Here is a 19,579-nt window from a genome sequence, read left to right on the forward strand (position 1 = left end):
GAGAAAATGGCTAAGGGAAAGTATTCCATTACATACAAAAAATAAAAAAGATGAGAGAAAAAATTTTCTCAGACGTTATATAGGGTGTAAAAGCTTTTACAAAACAATAAGGGGAATCGCTACATGAAATCAAATGAGAAAAATTTTATAAAAAGATTACAGCGGCAAAAAGAAGACGCGTTAGAATTCGTTGTCGATACATACTTACCACTCATAAAGGGGATCACGCATAAAGTTCTACTTCCCATTCAAAATGATGGACTCATAGAGGAATGTATAAACGATATATTTCTTTCCATTTGGAATAACGCAAATAAATTCCATGGAGAGCCGAGTGATTTTAAAAAGTGGATTGCAGCGATTGCGAAGTTTAAAGCAATTGATTATTACCGGAAATCGACTAAAACAGTAGAAATCATTTCAGATGAGTTTCATATCAGTACAGAAAAATCAGCAGAAGACGAATTAATCGTTATGGAAGATAGGGAAGAATTATTGAAGCTCATTAATCAATTAGAACCGCTAGATCAAAAGGTGTTCATTATGAAATATTTACTTGGTATGAAGACAGAGGAAATAGGTGACAAGTTAGGATTAACTCGGGCAGCAATTGATAATCGAGTGTACCGGGGGAAAAAGAAACTACAACAAAATGCTACGAATATTAGTTTTGGAGGTAGTGCAATATGAAAGACATTTATGAACTATTAAATGATATTGATATAGATGAAAAAGAACTAGAAGAAATTGAGGCTTCTGAAATTGAAAAGGAAAAAGTAAAACGAAATGTAAAACAATCGATACGTACGAAGAAAAAGATGAAAAGTTGGAAAAAAGGTGTCGCTGCTGCATCTGTTTTAGTAGGGTTATCAGTTGCAACACTCGGTATTGGATTTCCTACATACGCTGGAGGACTACCAATAGTAGGGGACATATTCCGATTTTTAGATAATGGTAGAACGGGGTTATATGAAAATTATAAAGAGTTTTCGACTGAATTGAATATGACGAGAGAGAGTAATGGGGTTAAGGTTACCATTAATGATGCGGTGTTCGATGGTAGAACAATTACAATCACATATTCTATTGAGAGTGATAAAGATTTAGGGGAGAAGCCAAATATATTTGGATATCCGCAGGTGATGGGGTTTAATGGCGGGGGAGGAAGCTCTCAAGTAACAAAAGTTGGAGAGAAAAAGTACGTAGGTATGACTACGATGAGTGGGAATAGTAGTAAAAGGTTAGATGTCGCAAATGTTTGGTGGGATATAGAGGCAATTGAGTTGGATTATGAAGGTAATGTAATAAAGGGAAACTGGAATTTCGCACTTAGTTTAAAAGCAATGGATAGTAAGGAAGTAAAGGTTAATGGGGTTTCTGAAAATGAATTAATAAAAGTAAATATAGACAAAATGGAAGTAACCCCGATGTCATTTATCGTTTTTTTCAATCAGGAAGAATCTAAGGTATTAAGAAGTATATGGGATAGTGCGGATGTTGAGTTAGAAATAAAAGATGATTTAGGAAATCATTATGCTGGTGAAGGAAATGGCGGAAGTAGTACAGTAGCAGAGCCACATAAAAGTAGTTGGAGTGCCACCTTCCAAAAACTAAACGAAAATGCAACAAAGCTTATCGTTACACCTCGCGTGCACTTGCGAGTACATACACCTGAAAATCATGGTGGAGTAGAGTATGTGAATGGGAAAGAGAAGAAAATAGAAGTGCCGAAAAAAGAAGCGAAGAGTAAAGATATTGTGTTAGATGATATTGTCATTGATTTAAAGAAATAAAAGAGAGACTGCCTAAAATCATTTAGGCAGTCTTTTTTCGTTAAGAACTAGTGACGAATAGTGCATGCGGATGCTGCGTTTTATACTCATCTTTCCACGGAATGTTTAGTTGTTCCCACGATTCGCCGCTATCATTGGATTGAAAGACGCCATTGTTATTTAACGTGTAAAACGTATGTGGTTCGGCTTCGTTTGTAGCAAACATCGAAATGACTGTACCGATTGCAGATGGTAGTCCTTGTTGTACTTGCTGGAAAGGAGTATCTTTCGTTTTTCGATAAATATAAGACTCATAAGGGATACGATGATGAGCGAGATCAGCACTTGGCGCGGCAGAAACGAGAATCGTATCACAATCAGCTGGATCAATTGCCATGCTGTATAAATAATGATGTTCAAGTCCTGCACTACATGAGATCCAACTGTTTCCATTGTTATAACTCTCAAGATAAGCACGATCAGGTCCGCCCATAAATCCGTCACCACATGATGCATAAAGGCGATTTGGTGCTTCAGGGTGCATAAGTAATTGATGAGCATCGATAGGAGCACCGAATTTTTTATCAATCCATGTATGCCCTTTATCGTTACTTTGAATAACAGCACCAGCTTCGATTGAAACGTGTATTGTATTAGGGTTGTTTGGATCAACTGTAATCCAGCGTACGTGATGGGTAAAAGGTCTAGGCGGGAAAGCCCATGTATAAGAAGATAATAATGATTTCATATTTTTAAGTTCAGTCCACGTTTCACCACCATTTTCAGAGCGAAATAAAGCGCTCGGTTCTGTGCCGACATAAACGACCCCATATCCGTTAACTTGTTCATTTGAGCTTATTGTTATGGAAGTGATAGAGGAGTGCAAAATACCATCTTCTTTAGGGAAATCAAAGTAACGATAGGAATCCCCAATTGGTCGCCAAGAATCCCCACTATCGTCACTTAACCATAGACCTCGTCCAAATGTTCCGCAATATACACGGTTTGGGTGGAACGGATCAACAGCGATACAGGTAGGTTGCATATTTTGTAAGTGATAAGTCGTTTCATAGTTATCATTGTGTTCTTTCACTACAACAAGTTCACGTTCCATACAGAGAAATAAACGTTTCATTTAAGTAACCTCCTTCAAAATTCTTTCATTAGTAAACAATATGAAAATAAAAAAGAAGTAGTCTTGTTTTATTTGAGAAAAAGGGATTGTTTAAAAAATAGCGAAGTGTGTATACAGAGGAAGCGGGCGTTTACAATCAGTCAATTCGGGATAAACACGGGGAGTTTGTTTCATACTAACATACAGATATTGTACTTAAAGGAGTATAAGTATGGGACATTCGCATGATCATGGTCATTCAAAAAATAAAAAGGCGTTACTAATTGCCTTCCTACTAACAACAAGTTTTATGATTGCAGAAGTTGTTGGTGGATTTGTAACAAATAGCTTAGCACTACTATCTGACGCGGGGCATATGCTAAGTGATGCAGTATCTTTAGCTTTAAGTTTACTTGCGTTTAAACTCGGAGAAAAAACAGCAACAACTGCGAAAACATACGGGTATAAGCGAGTCGAAATGTTAGCAGCATTATGTAACGGTGTCGTTCTTATTGTCATTTCGGTATACATTTTTATTGAAGCAATCCGTCGTTTTAAAGAACCAGTTGAGATTGCTAGTAATGGGATGCTCATTATTGCAGTCCTTGGTCTGCTTATTAATATTTTATCAGCTTGGATATTAATGAGAGGCGGAGATGTGAAAGGTAATTTGAATTTAAGAAGTGCTTTCCTGCACGTACTAGGCGATCTATTGGGTTCCGTCGGAGCGATTATTGCTGCGTTACTTATTAAATTTTTCGGATGGACTGCTGCAGATGCGATTGCTAGTATTCTTGTGTCTATTTTAGTCATTATTAGTGGATGGCGTGTAACACGTGATACGGTTCATATATTAATGGAAGGTGCACCACAGCACATAAATGTTGAAGAGGTAAAAAGTACGTTATTAAATATTCCGATTGTCAAAGAAGTTCATGATTTGCACATATGGTCTGTCACATCAGATTTTCAAGTATTAACATGTCATCTTATTATTAAAGGGAATGAAACGCAAAGTGTATTAAAAGAGGCTACGTACGTATTAAAGGAGAAATTTCATGTAGAACATGTCACCATTCAAGTAGAAATAGATGGTGAATTTAATCATGATGAGACAACTTGCAAAGTATGAAAGAAAAAGGATAAGAAAAAGTGTCATAACATTTTTCGCACGGCATACATATATATAATGTGGCCACAAGTACTTTGCAAGGTAAATATTTCATGAAATTACTTTACTTATAAAGAGTCATCTTTTATAATCAAAAGTGGTAATTGATAGAGATTATCATTTTCAATGATCGTAGAAAGGAGTTTTTTAAAAGATGAGTAGTCAACTCCGTTTTGCTGTTGAAAATCGTAAGAGGCATTTAATTGATGAGTTAATTGGAGCAGGTGTGTTTAAGATTCGCGACCGACAATTATACGAGCTGTCTTTAGAGGAATTGGAAAAAGAGTACGAAGATATGGAAGATTATGCGAATATTCAGGCGTAGCTATATAGATTAGTAAAAGGAGAGCTGGTTACGATTTTGTGTAACCAGCCCTCTTTTTATTTCGTAGAAATTATTTTTTGTATTTCTTTCATGGGACGGAGCCAGTTTTGGGTCATTATTTGTTCCATTTGTTTTTCGTCCTGCTTCTGTAATGCTTGAATGATAGAGTGATGTTCTTCAATAGATTGACTTGCTGGAACAAAGTTTTGGAAAAACAAATATTCAAGACGTAAAACGTGAAGTTGCATATTTTCTAGAAAGGGTTCAATATATTGGTTTTTAGCAATAGAAGAAATTGTATTGTGGAATTGTATATCTAATTCTAAAGCTTGTTTTGCGTTTTTTTTCTCTATAGATTGCTGAAAATGCTCATTTATTTCAGAAAGTAGTTGAATATCAGCGTTTGTAATGTTTTGAAGAGCTTGCTTTCCTATAATAGAGTGAAGACCAGCCATCGTTTCATAAATGATAGATACGTCGTCTAACTTAATAGGAGCAATTTTCGTTTTTTGCCCTGGTACCATTTCCACTAATCCAGAAAGCTCTAATATTTGAAGTGCTTCTCTTACAGGTGTTCTGCTTACTCCTAGTGCCTCAGCCAATTCCCCATCATTAATTTTTTCATTGGGCTTCAGTACACCTTCAATAATCCAATTTTGTAGTTGATTTAAAACGAGTGATTTTGCTGAAACTCTTCCTGGTTTTTTATAATTTTGAGGGACAGGCATAGTGAATTCAATCCTTTCATTGTATATTTTCCTTTTTTGCATGAACAAGCTTTAATTTTTGTTTCCCTTCATCCGGCTTTTGGCTTAAGATGAGCACCATTACAATGACACAAAAAGCGCCTAATAACTGAAAAGATTGAAATGGCACGTGTAATATAAGTACAGAAGAAATAATAGCTGCGAGTGGTTCTGTGCAACCAAATAATGTTGTTTCTTTCGGAGTCAGGTATCTTATGCTGTCTAAGTATAAATAAAAGGCAATAAGTGTCCCGAAAATGACGACAAATGTGATGAGCGGTAGGGTACTTAGTTTTACATATTTCATAGTTGATAATAAAATGAATTCGTTTGTAGAAATAAAGTGTACAATCGTTACACCAATACCCCCAATAATCATGCCCCATCCAACGATAACGGAGGAAGAACATTTTTCTAACAATTCCTTTGAATATAAACTATAAAAAGCGAGAGATAATCCAGATAAAACACCCCAAATAATAGCTGGTGTAGAAACAGCCAAGTTATGAACAGACCCGTTTGTTAGTAAGAGAAAAGTGCCTACTAATGAAAGGGTAATTGAAATGAAATCAATTTTTGATGGACGAACGTTCCATTTGAAAAGTAAGTATACAGTGATGAATATAGGAGCTAAATATTGTAATAATGTTGCCACGGCAGCATTTCCTTCTTTAATTGAAGCGAAATACGTATACTGTACAGCAAGCATACCGAATAGACCAAACAAAATCATTTTAATAGCATCAGATTTTTGTTTCCAAATGCCAAATATCTCTTTTTTTCTCGTTCCGAATGAGGAAATAATGAGCAAAATAATTCCAGATATAAGTAAACGGATCGTAACTAACCATTCGGTTGAAACATTGTCATATTGAAAAAGTTGTTGTGCAGCTGTACCAGACAAGCCCCATAAACAAGCACCGATTATGACCATTATAATTCCTTTTAATCGATTTGAATCCATATGATCTAAAATTCTCCTTTCTAAAAATACAAATTGAATACAATATGCAATATATCACAGAACGACTCGTTAATAAACTGAAATTTCTAATTTGTTTTTTATGTATAGTAAAATATTGTAGAGGAGGGGGAGTATATGTTAGCTGGATTTTTAGTTTGTTTATTTGTTGGGTTACTTATCATTTTTTTAGGGTATCAAATACATGTGAAAAAGAGGTTGTTTTTGTTAGCAGGATATCAAGAAGAAACGTTTGTTGGAGATAAAAATAAATTAGCGAAGCTTTCAGGAGCATTTTCTTATATAGTTGGAGTTGCTACTATAATATTACCGCTTGGCTTAGAAAAAATAGGTAATGTAGTTGGTATCGTATATGCTATATTAATTGTTTTAGGTACAATTGTATTCATAATTAAAGCAAACTTATTAAATAAGAGTACTATAAAGTAAAAAGGCTTCATTCTACTGAAGCCTTTTATTAATTGTTATGAAGTATAAGTAAAAGCTGGAATAGGATCAACAAATATATCCCAATCTTGTTTCATTTCTTTCTCTGTTAATAGACAACTATCTAATGATTGTTCAATTAAAGAACGGTTCATATCAATTCCGATAAATACGAGTTCGGTTATTCGATCTCCATATTGTTTATCCCAGTTTTTCAATACTTCTGGTTCTTCTGTAATCATTTGATTTCTTTCAGTTTTAGGTAATGCCGCTATCCACTCACCGGCTCCTTGAATTGTAATAGAGGAACCTGCTTGAGATAGAAGCCCTATCATATTATTACGAGATGCCAGCCAGAAGAATCCTTTCGCTCTTACAACATCTAAAGGCCATCTTTCTAGCCAATTCATAAGGCGCTCGGGATGGAAAGGATATTTGCGGCGGTAAACAAAGGAATTGATACCGTATTCTTCCGTTTCCGGTGTATGATGGTCACTATTTAATTCTTGTATCCAGCCGGCCGATTGACTGGCTTCTTCATAATTAAATAGATTTGTGTTTAAAATTTCTTGTAATGGTACTTTGCTAAACGAAGATTCAAGAACTTTTGCATTAGGATTTAATTTTTTTAGTAAATGATGAAGCTCTATCACATCTTCTTTTTCTAGCAAATCTATCTTATTAAGAATAATTACGTTTGCAAATTCAATTTGATCTATTAATAAATCAATAACTTCCCGGGTATCATTCTCATCGATTGCTTGTTTTCGGTCTAATAAACTTTCTCCATCTGCAAAATCATCCCAAAATCTATTTGCATCTACAACTGTAACCATCGTATCGAGGCGACAATTTTTCGTTAAATCAATGTTAAGAACTTCGTCTGTATAAGTAAACGTTTGAGCAACTGGAATAGGCTCACTTATACCAGAAGATTCAATAATAATATAGTCAATATCACCATTTTCCACAAGACGATTCACTTCTATCATTAAATCTTCTCGTAGTGTACAACAAATACAGCCATTTTGAATCTCTACTAGTTTTTCCTCCGTACGTGAAAAACCACCCTTTTTTATAAGAGATGCATCAATGTTTACTTCGCTCATATCATTAACGATAACAGCTACTTTTAAGTTATTCTTATTAGTCAAAATGTGATGTAGTAAGGTAGTTTTTCCAGATCCTAAAAAACCACTTAATACAGTGATAGGTACTTTTTTCATGAAACGATCTCTCCTTTAAATCGTAATGATTACGTTTTATATTAAACGATAGGAAAAGAAAAATCAATAATAAATCATAATGATTACGATTTAAGAATAGAAATAGACTATAAAATTTGTGCTGTAGTATGAAGCATTTGGACAAGCACATGTTTACATGTAAATAAAATGGAGGCGAGAAGCTTGGTCTTTAATAGAGTTTCAAAAGAATTAGTAGGCATAGCTCTTATCGCTATGTTTCTCTTTTTATTATTTTTTGTAGATTTTACAAGTCTAGTAAATTTGCACACAAATATACCGCAGGAATGGCTGAATGTGAATACGGTATTTTTAAGTATCATTTTTGAAGCAATACCTTTTATTTTATTAGGGGTAATTGTTTCTTCATGTATTCAAGTGTTTGTGACGGAAGATATGATTCAAAAAGTCATGCCGAAATCTCCAATTGTTGCAATGATTCCAGCAGTATTTGTGGGAGTTCTTTTTCCAATGTGTGAATGTGTCATTATACCAATTGTAAGAAGACTCATTCAAAAAGGGCTACCACTTCATGTAGGCATTGTTATTTTATTGAGTGCACCCATTATGAATCCAGTTGTTCTTTTATCTACTGTATATGCGTTTCCAAAAAATGATTACGTTGTATATGCACGCTTTGGGATAACAATTTTAGTTGCTCTATTTATAGGGCTAATTGTGTATTACTGCTATCGCGAAAGAAATGTTTTAAAAGACGTAGAGGTTTCAGTTCAAATAAGCAAAAAAAAGAGTTGGAAAGATGTTATGAATCACATTGTAGATGAGTTTTTTGATACTGGTAAATATTTATTGATAGGTGCTTTTTTAGCAAGTGTATTTCAAACGTTTTTTGATCGGAATGTACTGGATGCAGTAGCACATAACGAAGTAATTGCCCCTTTTATTATGATGGGATTTGGTTATGTTTTATCAATTTGCTCTGCAGCCGATGCTTTTATAGCTGCATCTTTTGGACATGTTTTCTCGGTAAAGGCACTTCTCGCATTTCTTGTGTTTGGGCCTATGCTTGATATGAAAAATACGTTAATGCTATTTGCGTATTTTCAAAAGAAATTTGTATTCTTTTTGATGGGAATTGTCATTGTATCTGTGTATACCATCCTGCAAATCATAATGTTATAGGAGGTGAGAAAGAATGGAGAAAGAGGAGCAGAAGGCGTATCATCGCTATATACGTGGCATTATTTTAATTGGTTTAGCAATGCTCTTATTTAAACTACTTGTAACAGGAAATATTTATAATTTTATCGCTCCAAAAATGATCAAATTTACGTATATAGCTTTTGTAGTAATTTTAATTTTTGGTATTGTACAAGTTTGGGGAGATGGAAGAGAAAAACAGCATGATTGTAATTGTTGTAAACATCATACAACATCAAAATCAGGGATAAAAAGTTTCTTTGTATATGTTTTATTTGTTGTTCCGATAGTTAGTGCTTTTCTCTTTGGAAGTGTAACAATTGATGGAAGTTTAGCAGGAAAAAGGGGTATGAATCAAAGTGTACAGGCGAGAAGTCTGGAAAGAAACGAAAAAGAGGGGAAACAGGTTAAGTTTGATGAGCGAGAAGTATTAGTTGATTCAGAAGAAACATCAAATTTAGCAACGACTTATAAAACGGAAGAGCAAGTAGTAAAAAGTATGTTAGGACAGCGTAAACTACAAGTAAAGGATAAGGATTATGTTCAAACAATGAATGTAATTGGTCAAAATATTAATTGGTTTAAAGGGAAAGAAATTACATTTTTAGGGTTTATATATAAGGATAAAGATGTGACGGGTAATAAAGCAGTAGTGGCTCGATATGGCATAACTTGTTGTATTGCGGATGCATCAGTCTGGGGGATGATTGTTACCGGGAAAAATATTGAAAAAATTCCAGAAGAAACATGGGTGAAAATAACAGGATTATTAGATGAAACGACATATAAAGGAACAGTCTTTCCACTTGTAAAAGTAAACAAAATCGAGAAAATTAATAAGCCAACTGACCCATATGTATATGATGCTTTACCTCAATAGAAAAGAATAAATTCTTCATATTTTCATGAAATAGAATCATAATCAAGGCGATAAAAAAATAAAGATAAGAGTAATTTGGTTTGTTAAAAATATGTGCAGAAGGAGTTATGCGATGAACTGGGTTACTCATAAACCATCATTTGAATTTGAAACATTTAGTCCTATTATTCGGTCACAATCTGCGTGGAGTGGACATTTAGATTTTGCATATGACTTAGTACGATTTGAAAAACCAGAAACTTTAGTTGAGTTAGGTACACATTTAGGAGCTTCCTTTTTTAGTTTTTGTCAGGGAGTAAAAGATGGAGGGTTATCGACTAAATGCTTTGCAGTAGATACTTGGGCTGGAGATGGGCATACAGGTCCATATGGAGAAGGGGTTTTTCAAATAGTAGAAAAAGTAGTGAGCGATAACTACCTTAATATAGGAAATTTAATTCGATCTACTTTTGATGATGCTGTAGACCGGTTTCAAGATGAAACGATAAATCTTTTGCATATTGATGGCTATCATACGTATGAAGCTGTTTCTCACGATTATAATACATGGCTACCGAAAGTCGCGAAAAACGGTATTGTATTATTTCATGATATTGAAGTTAGAAGTAGTGATTTCGGCGTATATAAGTTTTGGGATGAGGTAAAAGCGAAGTACCCTCATTTTCAATTTGCGCATTCATATGGACTGGGAGTGTTATTTCCGAAGGGTTGTAGTGATAAGTTTGAGGAAATACTTAAAAATAAAGAAGAAATACAAAATATGTATAAATAAAGGTAGGGCATGCATCATTTTAATGATGTGTGCCCTATTTTTGTGTGGGAAATTATGGTGTGAATTAAAAAGTGAAGATAGTTGTAAAAAGTTTTGTTGCAGCAAATATTAAAAAAGTTAGTATGGGATTTTTCTTTGTAAATAAAGTGAAGCTTTAATACGTTCATATCAATTCGGAATTTTACAGTAGTTAATTTCTTACCTAAGTGCTTTGCACTTACTGAATTTTGAGACGGGGGTCTTATTGGCCGAAAATATCGGGATAAATAAAAATACAACATTTTTTATATTTTTCATTGCGAAAAACGTAATCTACTTTTACAATAGAAAGGGTTGTGAATATATTATACTGGAAAAATAAATCGAAATAATATGAAAATTTTGTTTTGTCTTCGCTAATTGTATATTACATACATGTAAGACGACATACGTCATGTTATCGACTTGTAAGGAGAGAAAAAAATGAAAAGTGTAAGATTACCATCGATGCTAGAAATCATAGTTCTTTTATTACTATTTCTTGCTGTTGTCTTTTCCTTCCAAACGATTTTTGATCTCCCAATTCAATTAGCGCTATTTATTTCATGGTTTTTAGTAATTGCGCTTGGATTAAGATTAGGATTTCGTTATCAAGAATTGCAAGATGCAATTACGAAAGGGATTTCTAACGGATTAGAAGCGATACTGATTTTAGTTGCAGTAGGTGCTTTAATTGGAACATGGATTGCTGGTGGGGTAGTACCAACATTAATCTATTATGGATTAGAATTTATTCACCCTAGCATATTCCTATTAGCAACATTAATTATTTGTTCTATAACTTCTATCGCAACAGGAACGTCTTGGGGAACAGTGGGAACAGCAGGTATTGCTATGATGGCGATTGGTGAAGGACTTGGTTTACCACTTCCGCTTGTTGCTGGTGCAGTTCTTTCAGGAGCTTATTTCGGCGACAAATTATCACCACTTTCTGATAGCACAGTTCTTGCAGCTTCTATGGCGAAAGTAGATGTTATTGCTCACGTTCGAGCTATGCTCGTATTAGATGTTCCAGCTTATATTATTACTAGTATTATGTTTACTGTAGCTGGTTGGATGTATGGCGGCGATAATGTAGATTTGAATCGAGTAGAATTTTTAAAAGAAGCTTTATTAAAGCAATTTGATATTAAAATATGGATGCTTGTTCCGGCGGTCATTGTTATCGTTCTATTAGCGATGAAGAAACCGTCTATGCCAACAATTGCAATGGGAGCTTTAATTGGTGCAATTTGGGCAACCCTTTTCCAAGGGATGAACTTTGGAGAGGCGATTGGAACAGCTTATAACGGATTCTCAATTCAATCTGGTGTTGAGTTTGTTGACAAGTTATTAAACCGTGGTGGAATTAACGGCATGCTTGGCTCAGTAGCCGTTATTATTTTCGGTTTAGGATTTGGTGGATTACTTGAAAAACTAGGTGTTTTAAAAGTAATCGTATCAAAATTTGAGAAGAAATTAAATTCTGCAGGTAATGTAACATTGTCTACATTAATCGTGGCATTCTTAGCTAATATATTTGGTTGTGCGATGTATGTATCACTAATTTTAACACCAAAAATTATGGAAGATAGCTATGATAAATTAAAAATAGACCGTCGTGTATTAGCGCGTAACTCAGAAGTAGGTGGAACGTTAACTTCAGGTATGGTTCCATGGTCTGATAATGGTATTTTTATGGCTGGTATTTTAGGTGTAGCAACGTTCTCATACGTTCCGTTTATGTGGTTAAGCTTCGTATCGTTAATTTTAGCAGTTATTTACGGATATACAGGCAAATTCATCTGGTATGTAGATGATGCAGATAAAGGAAAGCAAGCATCATAAAATAAAAATCACCTTCTACAATATGTAGAAGGTGATTTTTTTATTTTTTAATAGCATTTGCTGAAGTTATTTCATTCTCATATTTAGCAATTTTTTGTTGTATCTTTTTTAAGTTTTTTTCAGTGTCTTGAATGAGCTGTAAGACATTGGTCTCCTGTTGTTTCATTAATTCTAACCTTTGAAGGATGGTAGATTCTCCTTCCATAGACCAGTCGATAAATTGTTTTATTTTTTGAATTGGCATACCAGTGTTTTTTAAACACAAAATCATCTCTAAATATTTCAGTGCTTCTTCATCAAAAACTCGATCTCCTTTTTCGTTTCTTTGCAGAAAAGGAAACAGTCCTTGTTTATCGTAATAACGTATTTGAGAAATAGTTAAGTGTTGCATTTTGGCGACTTGCCCAATTGTATAATACATATCATTCATCCTTTTATTACCAAGGTATAATGCCATCTTTGTTAAGTATTTTACCATTATAGTTTGTTTCACTTAATGCATATTTAATAATAATTTTAGCACTTTCAGTGGTTGTATGGCCACCGGGGGAATTTCCATTAAGATCCGTAGTTGTAAAACCAGGAGTTACCCCAAATACTTCTGGACCGTTAGTGGCAAATTCTTTACTAAAAGCTAATGTTAAAGCATTAATAGCTGTTTTTGAAGAATTATATCCTAGTGTATTAATTGGATGTGTTTCACCATTAGCAAACATTGTTAGTGAGGCCATGTCAGTTGTTACATTTATTATTTTACTGTTGCTTGAATTCTTTAATAATGGTAAAAAGGCTTGCATCATTTGGAAAGTTCCAAAAAAATTAACTTCAAATCCTTGGCGTAAAGTTTCAATATTTAATTCACTAGGTAGCATATTGAAGTCTAGCGCTATGCCTGCATTATTAATTAATAAATGTAAGTGATCAGTCGTTTCGTAAATTTTCTTTGTTGCTTCTTGAATGGATTGTGAATTTGAAATATCTACTTGAATATAGGAAACGTTTGAAACATTTAAAGATTCTACGGCTTGTTGTCCAAGTTGTTCATTACGAGCACCTAAAAATACGTGATAATCTTTTTCTGCTAATTGACGAACAAGTTCATATCCAATTCCTTTATTCGCACCTGTTATAAAAGCATATTTTTTCATATTGAATTCCTCCAGTAATGTTATAGTAGGTTACAATGGAAAGGATACAGCCTAAACTTAAGTTTAGGTCAAGAGGAATTTTTTTAAATAAATATAGAATATCTATATATAAGAGTGAGAATTCTTATCATTTAAGAGAAAGTCTGTTATTATAAGAGATGTAGGTATTATATTTTCAAGGGGATGAAAACATGGAGTACAGAATTGAAAGAGATACATTAGGAGAAATAAAAGTTCCAGCTGATAAATTATGGGCAGCACAAACACAACGTAGTAAAGAAAACTTTCCAATTGGAACAGAGCAAATGCCGCTTGAAATTGTAAAAGCATTTGCAATTTTAAAGAAGAGTGCAGCGCTTAGCAATCAAAAATTAGGAAAGCTATCAGAAGAAAAAGCAGAAGCAATTGTAGAAGCTGCGGATGAAGTGATTGCAGGGAAATGGAATGAACATTTTCCGCTTGTCGTATGGCAAACAGGTAGTGGTACACAGTCAAACATGAATGTGAATGAAGTAATTGCAAATCGTGGGAATCAAATTTTGAAAGAGAAGGGATCTGACGTACATATTCATCCGAATGATGATGTGAACATGTCACAAAGTTCAAATGATACATTTCCAACGGCGCTTCATGTAGCTTGTGTAATCGCAGTAGAAAATCACGTATTACCAGCAATTACGAAATTAAAAGAAACTTTAGCAGAAAAAGTAACTGCATTTGAACATATTATAAAAATTGGTCGTACACATTTACAAGATGCAACGCCGTTAACTTTAGGGCAAGAAATTAGCGGATGGCACCGTATGCTTGAAAAAACAGAGCGTATGATTGCAGAGAGCAATACATATATGAAAGAGTTAGCAATTGGTGGAACTGCGGTTGGAACAGGTATTAATGCTCATCCTAAATTTGGTGAGATGGTATCAGAGGAAATTAGTCAATTTACAGGTAAACAATTTGTTTCTGCACCAAATAAGTTCCATGCATTAACGAGCCATGATGAAGTTGTATATACTCACGGTGCATTAAAAGCATTAGCTGCGGATCTAATGAAGATCGCTAACGATGTACGTTGGCTTGCAAGTGGTCCACGTAGTGGTCTTGGAGAAATTATTATTCCAGCAAATGAACCGGGAAGCTCTATTATGCCAGGTAAAGTAAATCCAACGCAAAGTGAAGCGTTAACGATGGTTGTAGCGCAAGTAATGGGGAATGATGCAACAATCGGATTTGCTGCGAGCCAAGGTAACTTTGAGTTAAATGTATTTAAACCTGTTATTGCTTATAACTTCTTACAATCAGCTCACTTATTAGCGGATGCAATTGTTTCGTTTAATGACAATTGTGCAGTTGGTATTGAAGCAGATGAAGAAGTAATTAATGAAAATGTGAATCGCTCACTAATGCTTGTAACAGCGCTAAACCCACATATCGGATATGAAAATGCAGCGAAAATTGCGAAGCATGCTCATAAAGAAGGATTAACTTTAAAAGAAGCAGCATTACAATCTGGGCTACTAACAGAAGAGCAATTTGATGAAATTGTAGATCCAAAGAAAATGATTGCTCCAAAAGAGTAATAGAAAAAGCCAGGGTTCTTAGTATAGAATCTTGGCTTTTTTGATGTTCATTTTTATGTTTCATCTACTTGCAATACTACAAGCTTCAAAATATATTATTTGTTAGCAGGCGTATTCATTACTTTCATCTGTGGGCAGTTCTCTTTTAAGAGTGAAATGAATTTTTCTTCTTCTAGTGGTATGAAAGTGGTCACTGAGTCAAATAAATTGTAATGGATTTCTAATTGTTGTCTAGTCCATTTTTTTGAATGAAGTTTTTTACCAGAGTATTTAACGTGACGAATATCTTCAAATGGAATTTCAGTATGAAAAATGAAACCGTGTTTTACAACAAGAGATGATTCCGTTACGTTGTAGTGAGAGAAATAGAATGAAGAAAGATTCACGATATTTAGCAGCATCATGAGAGTGAAAAAAATAGAATTTTCATTTTGGAAGAATAACGAAACGAAAAAAATAATTATAAATAATGTAATGAAAATGACGTGGAATGGATTTTTTTTCGCTTTAAATTTCAAGTTAGTCACCTCGGTATACTTGTTCTTTAACTAAATTAAATCATAACATTGTGATAAAACGTGTGAATATGCAGAATTGCATATTCACACGTTTTATTATTCATGTAAAATTTCTTGATGGGATAAATTCAAAAGAAGTTTTGTAATAGTGGAGTGGCATAAAGTGACTTACAAGAATAGAAAGATAGCGTTAGTCATAATTAGTTGTATGATGATTATGAGTAGTTGTGCTAATAAATTTGTTGAAGATAGAAATCGAAAGCATACATTTGTACAAGCAAGTAAGGTTTTAGTAGAGACTGTAAATAGAATATATAAAAAGTAAAGGATGTTTTCTTATACGAAAACATCTTTTTTGTAGTTAAAATTGAATACTGAAGTTTTGTAATGAGTGAATACCAGTTCCATATTCACTAATCGCATATGCGTTCTGTGCAATTTACTTAACGGTAAACCAAGGGTCTTGAAGAATATTCATGTTCTATTTTACATCCTATAAAATGAATTTGTATAAACATATTCGCTTTTCGTTGTATTAAATCCTTTCGATAGATGTTTTTATAAAAGTTTATAAAATGGGCAAACGAAACGTTGAAATGTTTGTTTGTGTTGTGATAAGATGATGAAGTGATAATAAACGATATAGCGATTTGTTTGGTTTTTAAATAAACATTTTGAAGGAGTGTTTAGTATGAGCGATATTTCAGAGAAGTTTTGGGATGCGTCAATAGAGGAATTAAAGAAAGGGTATGTGTTTGATGAAGAAAAAGAGGGGTACATTTGCTTAGCTTGTGGTGAAACATTTATTAAAGGTGTTATTTATCAAGATAATCAAGTTTTGTATGAAGCAGAGAAGTTCGTCCAATTGCATATTCAAAATGAGCATACGTCTATGTTTGATTATTTGCTAAATATGGATAAGAAATTTACTGGATTAACGGATTTACAAAAGAAAATGGTTCAGTTTTTCTATATGGGACTGAATGATAAAGAAATTGTAAAAGAGATGGATGGCGGAAGTACATCAACAATTCGTAATCATCGATTTACACTGCGAGAGAAAATGAAACAAGCAAAAGTATTTTTAGCGCTAATGGAATTATCAGAAGAAAAATCAAAAGTACAAACGAAATTTGTGCCAATTCATAGAACAGCAACGATGGTAGATGATCGATACAATATTACGGAAGAAGAAAATGATGAAGTATTAAAAGCTCATTTTACAGAAGGGTTAGATGGACCTCTCTCTAAATTTCCGAAGAAACAAAAGCGTAAATTAATTATATTGCGCCATTTAGTGAAGAAGTTTGATAGTAATAAAAAGTATACTGAAAAAGAAGTAAATACAGTGATAGAAAATGTATACCCTGATTTTGTAACATTAAGAAGATATTTAATCGAATATGGATTTTTAGATCGAACAGCCGATGGAAGTCAATATTGGGTGAAGTTATAATCATACGAAAAGAAAATGAATAGAAGCACAGTATTATAACAACTATACAAAGAGATAGAGATTGAAAATAGATGTTTAATAAAAGGAGAAATGAAATTTGAAACCACCTGCAGATAACAATAAAGAAGGTGCGGAGTCACATAAGTTGGAAAGTGAGAGTAAACCGATTTGGAAATCGATGTCGATGTTTTTAGTACCGTTATTATTAAGTAATGTACTACAATCAGTTGGACAATTATTTGGTATGGTAGTAGTAGGAAGATGGCTTGGAGTTAATGATTTAGCGGCTATATCAGCATTCTTCCCATTATTTTTCTTGCTCGTTTCATTTGTAATTGGTATCGGTTCAGGAAGCTCTATTTTAATTGGTCAGGCGTTTGGTGCTAAAAACGAAGATCGTTTAAAAGCTATCGTTGGTACGACGCTGACATTTACCTTTATTATTGGAGTTGTGTTGGCGATAATAGGAAGTATTTTTGCGATGGATATTATGCGTCTAATGGGAACACCAGAAAATATTATTGAAATAAGTGTACATTATGCACGGATTTTATTTATATCGATGCCAGTATTATTTTTATATTTCGCATATACAACATTTATGAGAGGTACAGGAGATTCTAAAACGCCATTTTACTTTTTAATTGTAAGTACAGCACTAAATATGATTTTATTACCGGTTCTTATTTTTGGATGGTTAGGAGCTCCGAAATTAGATGTGTATGGAGCAGCCTATGCCTCTGTTATATCTACAGTTATTACGTTTATTGTCATGCTTGTGTATTTAAAGAAGAAAAATCACCCATTACAACTAGATGGAACGGTTAGAAAATACCTTCGAATGGATGGGGAGTTATTAAAGCTATTGCTAAGGCTCGGTATACCGGCAAGTATAAATATGATATTAGTTTCATTATCTGAGATTGCCGTAATCGCATTTGTAAATCGTTACGGTTCGGATGCAACAGCTGCTTACGGCGTTGTGAATCAAGTTGCAAGTTATGTACAAATGCCAGCAGTTAGCCTTGGTATTACAGTTTCTATTTTTGCAGCACAATCAATTGGGGCGAATCAATTTGATCGATTGCAGAAAGTTGTGAAGGCCGGAATTATTATGAACTACGTCATCGGTGGTGTGTTAATATCTCTTATTTATTTATTCTCAAGAGACATTTTATCACTATTTTTAACGAGTCAAACTACAATTGAAATTGCTCATAGCTTAGTTATGATTACGTTATGGAGTTATTTAATTTTCGGTCATGCACAAATTATTAGTGCGACAATGCGAGCGAGCGGTACAGTACTTTGGCCAACTGTTATTGGAGTTGTTTCAATTTGGCTTGTAGAAGTACCCGTAGCATATTATCTTTCTTACCATACAAGTCTTGGAATAGAAGGTATCTGGATTGGGTATCCAGCAGCATTTATTGTCAGCTTACTATTGCAGTATGCATATTATAAGCTTTCATGGCAAAAGAAACGAATTACACGATTAGTTAGTTAAATAGAAAAAATGTCCCTAAGTTATTAGACTTAGGGACATTTTTTCTTAAGTGCAGGTTTACAAATAGCTTTTTAAAGTTATATCAAAATGTTGTCTAATGAGAGTTTTATCACTCATATAAAACTCCCACGCTTTTTCTGATTCACCGATAATCTCAAAGGATTCCTCTGTAATATATAAAGCGCAATTATCCTCCAGTGCAATTCCTTCTATATTCCCTTGATGATTTTGTAAAAAGGAATGGAAGGCGTTCATTCTGTTTAATTGATTATAATGTGGACAAAATCTTTTATTAACAATACCCCATCCGTTACTCTCTATGTAACCAGAACCTTCATAATCTGATCGGATACTAGACGTGAACCAACACATAGCACCAGCGCTATAACCAGCAATAAGTGTTCCTTGTTGCAGAGCCAATAATAATTTTTCATCAAGTCTATGTTCTTTCCATTGCGTAAGCATGTGAATATAGTTTCCGCCACCTAGATAAATTAAATCGGCTGAATGAATCATCTCCTCTATTTCATACTTAGAAGGTGAATCTGTTGTAATGCGTAAAATTTGTACTTCACAATGTAATTGTTTTTCAAACGTGTCTAAAAATAATTTTATATAGCTTTCATCATCATGACTAGCCGTTGGAATAAACAATACTTTTGGATACTGTTTATTTGTTAATTCTATAAGGCGTTCATTAATAGGCAAGTGATTTGAATCTTGTAAATCACCGCCACCAATGACAGCTAATTTCATAGTAAAGCACCACCTAATCATTTTTGTTATATAAAAATTCGATAGAAGAGAGTTACATTCCTTCCGTAATGTAATCAATAATTAGAAAATGTAGCTTAAGTATATCGGAATAGTAAAGAAACTACTGACTATATATACCAATACATTAGAAACCA

Annotated in this window: 21 protein-coding genes; 13 read left to right on the top strand and 8 right to left on the bottom strand. The window is 33.8% G+C overall.

What is annotated here, in order from left to right:
• Positions 1–123: 123 nt before the first annotated feature.
• Both HFD78_RS04430 and HFD78_RS04435 read left to right on the top strand, forming a co-directional pair.
• Positions 124–690: a sigma-70 family RNA polymerase sigma factor gene (locus HFD78_RS04430; protein ID WP_000840007.1), complete on the top strand. Its 567-nt coding sequence runs from the start codon at positions 124–126 to the stop codon at positions 688–690.
• Complete coding sequence (locus HFD78_RS04435) at positions 687–1,793, top strand: DUF4179 domain-containing protein (RefSeq protein WP_000653146.1); 1,107 nt, start codon at positions 687–689, stop codon at positions 1,791–1,793. The genes HFD78_RS04430 and HFD78_RS04435 overlap by 4 nt, the downstream gene beginning before the upstream one ends.
• Before the next feature lie 40 nt (positions 1,794–1,833).
• Here HFD78_RS04435 and HFD78_RS04440 read toward each other — a convergent pair whose 3' ends face one another.
• Positions 1,834–2,907 (bottom strand): WD40/YVTN/BNR-like repeat-containing protein, encoded by a 1,074-nt coding sequence (locus HFD78_RS04440; RefSeq protein ID WP_000825296.1) that lies wholly within the window; start codon positions 2,905–2,907, stop codon positions 1,834–1,836.
• Between the two features lie 211 nt (positions 2,908–3,118).
• Between HFD78_RS04440 and HFD78_RS04445 the strand changes: the two genes are divergently transcribed.
• Together HFD78_RS04445 and fbpA are read left to right on the top strand one after the other, a co-directional pair.
• Complete coding sequence (locus HFD78_RS04445; protein WP_000510035.1) at positions 3,119–4,018, top strand: cation diffusion facilitator family transporter; 900 nt, start codon at positions 3,119–3,121, stop codon at positions 4,016–4,018.
• Positions 4,019–4,211: 193 nt separating this feature from the next.
• Positions 4,212–4,382, top strand: coding sequence for a Fur-regulated basic protein FbpA (gene fbpA / locus HFD78_RS04450; RefSeq protein WP_000098302.1), 171 nt, complete (start codon positions 4,212–4,214; stop codon positions 4,380–4,382).
• A 56-nt stretch (positions 4,383–4,438) separates the two neighbouring features.
• On the opposite strand, the gene HFD78_RS04455 is transcribed toward fbpA, so the two are convergent.
• Positions 4,439–5,110, bottom strand: a complete 672-nt coding sequence (locus tag HFD78_RS04455) for a GntR family transcriptional regulator (RefSeq protein WP_001987091.1) — start codon at positions 5,108–5,110, stop codon at positions 4,439–4,441.
• 16 nt (positions 5,111–5,126) lie between these two features.
• Positions 5,127–6,092, bottom strand: coding sequence for a DMT family transporter (locus HFD78_RS04460; protein ID WP_000378083.1), 966 nt, complete (start codon positions 6,090–6,092; stop codon positions 5,127–5,129).
• 135 nt (positions 6,093–6,227) lie between these two features.
• Between HFD78_RS04460 and HFD78_RS04465 the strand changes: the two genes are divergently transcribed.
• Positions 6,228–6,539, top strand: a complete 312-nt coding sequence (locus HFD78_RS04465) for a DUF3784 domain-containing protein (protein ID WP_000879376.1) — start codon at positions 6,228–6,230, stop codon at positions 6,537–6,539.
• 35 nt (positions 6,540–6,574) lie between these two features.
• On the opposite strand, the gene HFD78_RS04470 is transcribed toward HFD78_RS04465, so the two are convergent.
• Positions 6,575–7,762, bottom strand: coding sequence for a GTP-binding protein (locus HFD78_RS04470; protein ID WP_000757672.1), 1,188 nt, complete (start codon positions 7,760–7,762; stop codon positions 6,575–6,577).
• A 168-nt stretch (positions 7,763–7,930) separates the two neighbouring features.
• Here HFD78_RS04470 and HFD78_RS04475 point away from each other — a divergent pair, with 168 nt between their 5' ends.
• From HFD78_RS04475 to nhaC, 4 genes are all read left to right on the top strand, one after another.
• Positions 7,931–8,923 carry a permease gene (locus tag HFD78_RS04475; protein ID WP_170952442.1) on the top strand — a complete coding sequence of 331 codons (993 nt, stop codon included), beginning with the start codon at positions 7,931–7,933 and terminating at the stop codon, positions 8,921–8,923.
• 13 nt (positions 8,924–8,936) lie between these two features.
• Entirely contained in the window at positions 8,937–9,821 is an 885-nt protein-coding gene (locus HFD78_RS04480) for a TIGR03943 family putative permease subunit (protein ID WP_000409931.1), read from the top strand.
• Positions 9,822–9,933: 112 nt separating this feature from the next.
• Positions 9,934–10,593: a class I SAM-dependent methyltransferase gene (locus HFD78_RS04485; protein WP_001104673.1), complete on the top strand. Its 660-nt coding sequence runs from the start codon at positions 9,934–9,936 to the stop codon at positions 10,591–10,593.
• A 462-nt stretch (positions 10,594–11,055) separates the two neighbouring features.
• Entirely contained in the window at positions 11,056–12,459 is a 1,404-nt protein-coding gene (gene nhaC, locus HFD78_RS04490; protein ID WP_000843992.1) for a Na+/H+ antiporter NhaC, read from the top strand.
• 40 nt (positions 12,460–12,499) lie between these two features.
• On the opposite strand, the gene HFD78_RS04495 is transcribed toward nhaC, so the two are convergent.
• On the bottom strand, positions 12,500–12,880 hold the full coding sequence (locus HFD78_RS04495) for a MerR family transcriptional regulator (protein ID WP_000291861.1): 381 nt from the start codon (positions 12,878–12,880) through the stop codon (positions 12,500–12,502).
• 16 nt (positions 12,881–12,896) lie between these two features.
• On the bottom strand, positions 12,897–13,607 hold the full coding sequence (locus HFD78_RS04500) for an SDR family NAD(P)-dependent oxidoreductase (RefSeq protein ID WP_000759549.1): 711 nt from the start codon (positions 13,605–13,607) through the stop codon (positions 12,897–12,899).
• 191 nt (positions 13,608–13,798) lie between these two features.
• Here HFD78_RS04500 and fumC point away from each other — a divergent pair, with 191 nt between their 5' ends.
• Complete coding sequence (fumC, locus tag HFD78_RS04505; protein WP_000456608.1) at positions 13,799–15,187, top strand: class II fumarate hydratase; 1,389 nt, start codon at positions 13,799–13,801, stop codon at positions 15,185–15,187.
• A 95-nt stretch (positions 15,188–15,282) separates the two neighbouring features.
• On the opposite strand, the gene HFD78_RS04510 is transcribed toward fumC, so the two are convergent.
• Positions 15,283–15,705: a PH domain-containing protein gene (locus HFD78_RS04510; protein ID WP_000669070.1), complete on the bottom strand. Its 423-nt coding sequence runs from the start codon at positions 15,703–15,705 to the stop codon at positions 15,283–15,285.
• A gap of 163 nt (positions 15,706–15,868) precedes the next feature.
• Between HFD78_RS04510 and HFD78_RS04515 the strand changes: the two genes are divergently transcribed.
• The 3 genes from HFD78_RS04515 (at position 15,869) to HFD78_RS04525 (ending at position 18,668) form a co-directional block, all read left to right on the top strand.
• A complete protein-coding gene (locus HFD78_RS04515) occupies positions 15,869–16,030 on the top strand; it encodes a hypothetical protein (protein ID WP_000221432.1) in 162 nt (53 codons plus the stop codon).
• Between the two features lie 366 nt (positions 16,031–16,396).
• A complete protein-coding gene (locus tag HFD78_RS04520) occupies positions 16,397–17,161 on the top strand; it encodes a DUF2087 domain-containing protein (protein WP_001280278.1) in 765 nt (254 codons plus the stop codon).
• Between the two features lie 97 nt (positions 17,162–17,258).
• Positions 17,259–18,668, top strand: a complete 1,410-nt coding sequence (locus HFD78_RS04525) for an MATE family efflux transporter (RefSeq protein ID WP_000804128.1) — start codon at positions 17,259–17,261, stop codon at positions 18,666–18,668.
• Positions 18,669–18,725: 57 nt separating this feature from the next.
• Here HFD78_RS04525 and HFD78_RS04530 read toward each other — a convergent pair whose 3' ends face one another.
• Positions 18,726–19,424: a peptidase E gene (locus HFD78_RS04530; protein WP_098005298.1), complete on the bottom strand. Its 699-nt coding sequence runs from the start codon at positions 19,422–19,424 to the stop codon at positions 18,726–18,728.
• Between the last annotated feature and the right edge of the window lie 155 nt (positions 19,425–19,579).

The sequence above is a fragment of the Bacillus sp. EKM501B genome, from assembly GCF_011800505.1.
In the GTDB taxonomy this organism is placed as follows: Bacteria; Bacillota; Bacilli; order Bacillales; family Bacillaceae_G; genus Bacillus_A; species Bacillus_A cereus.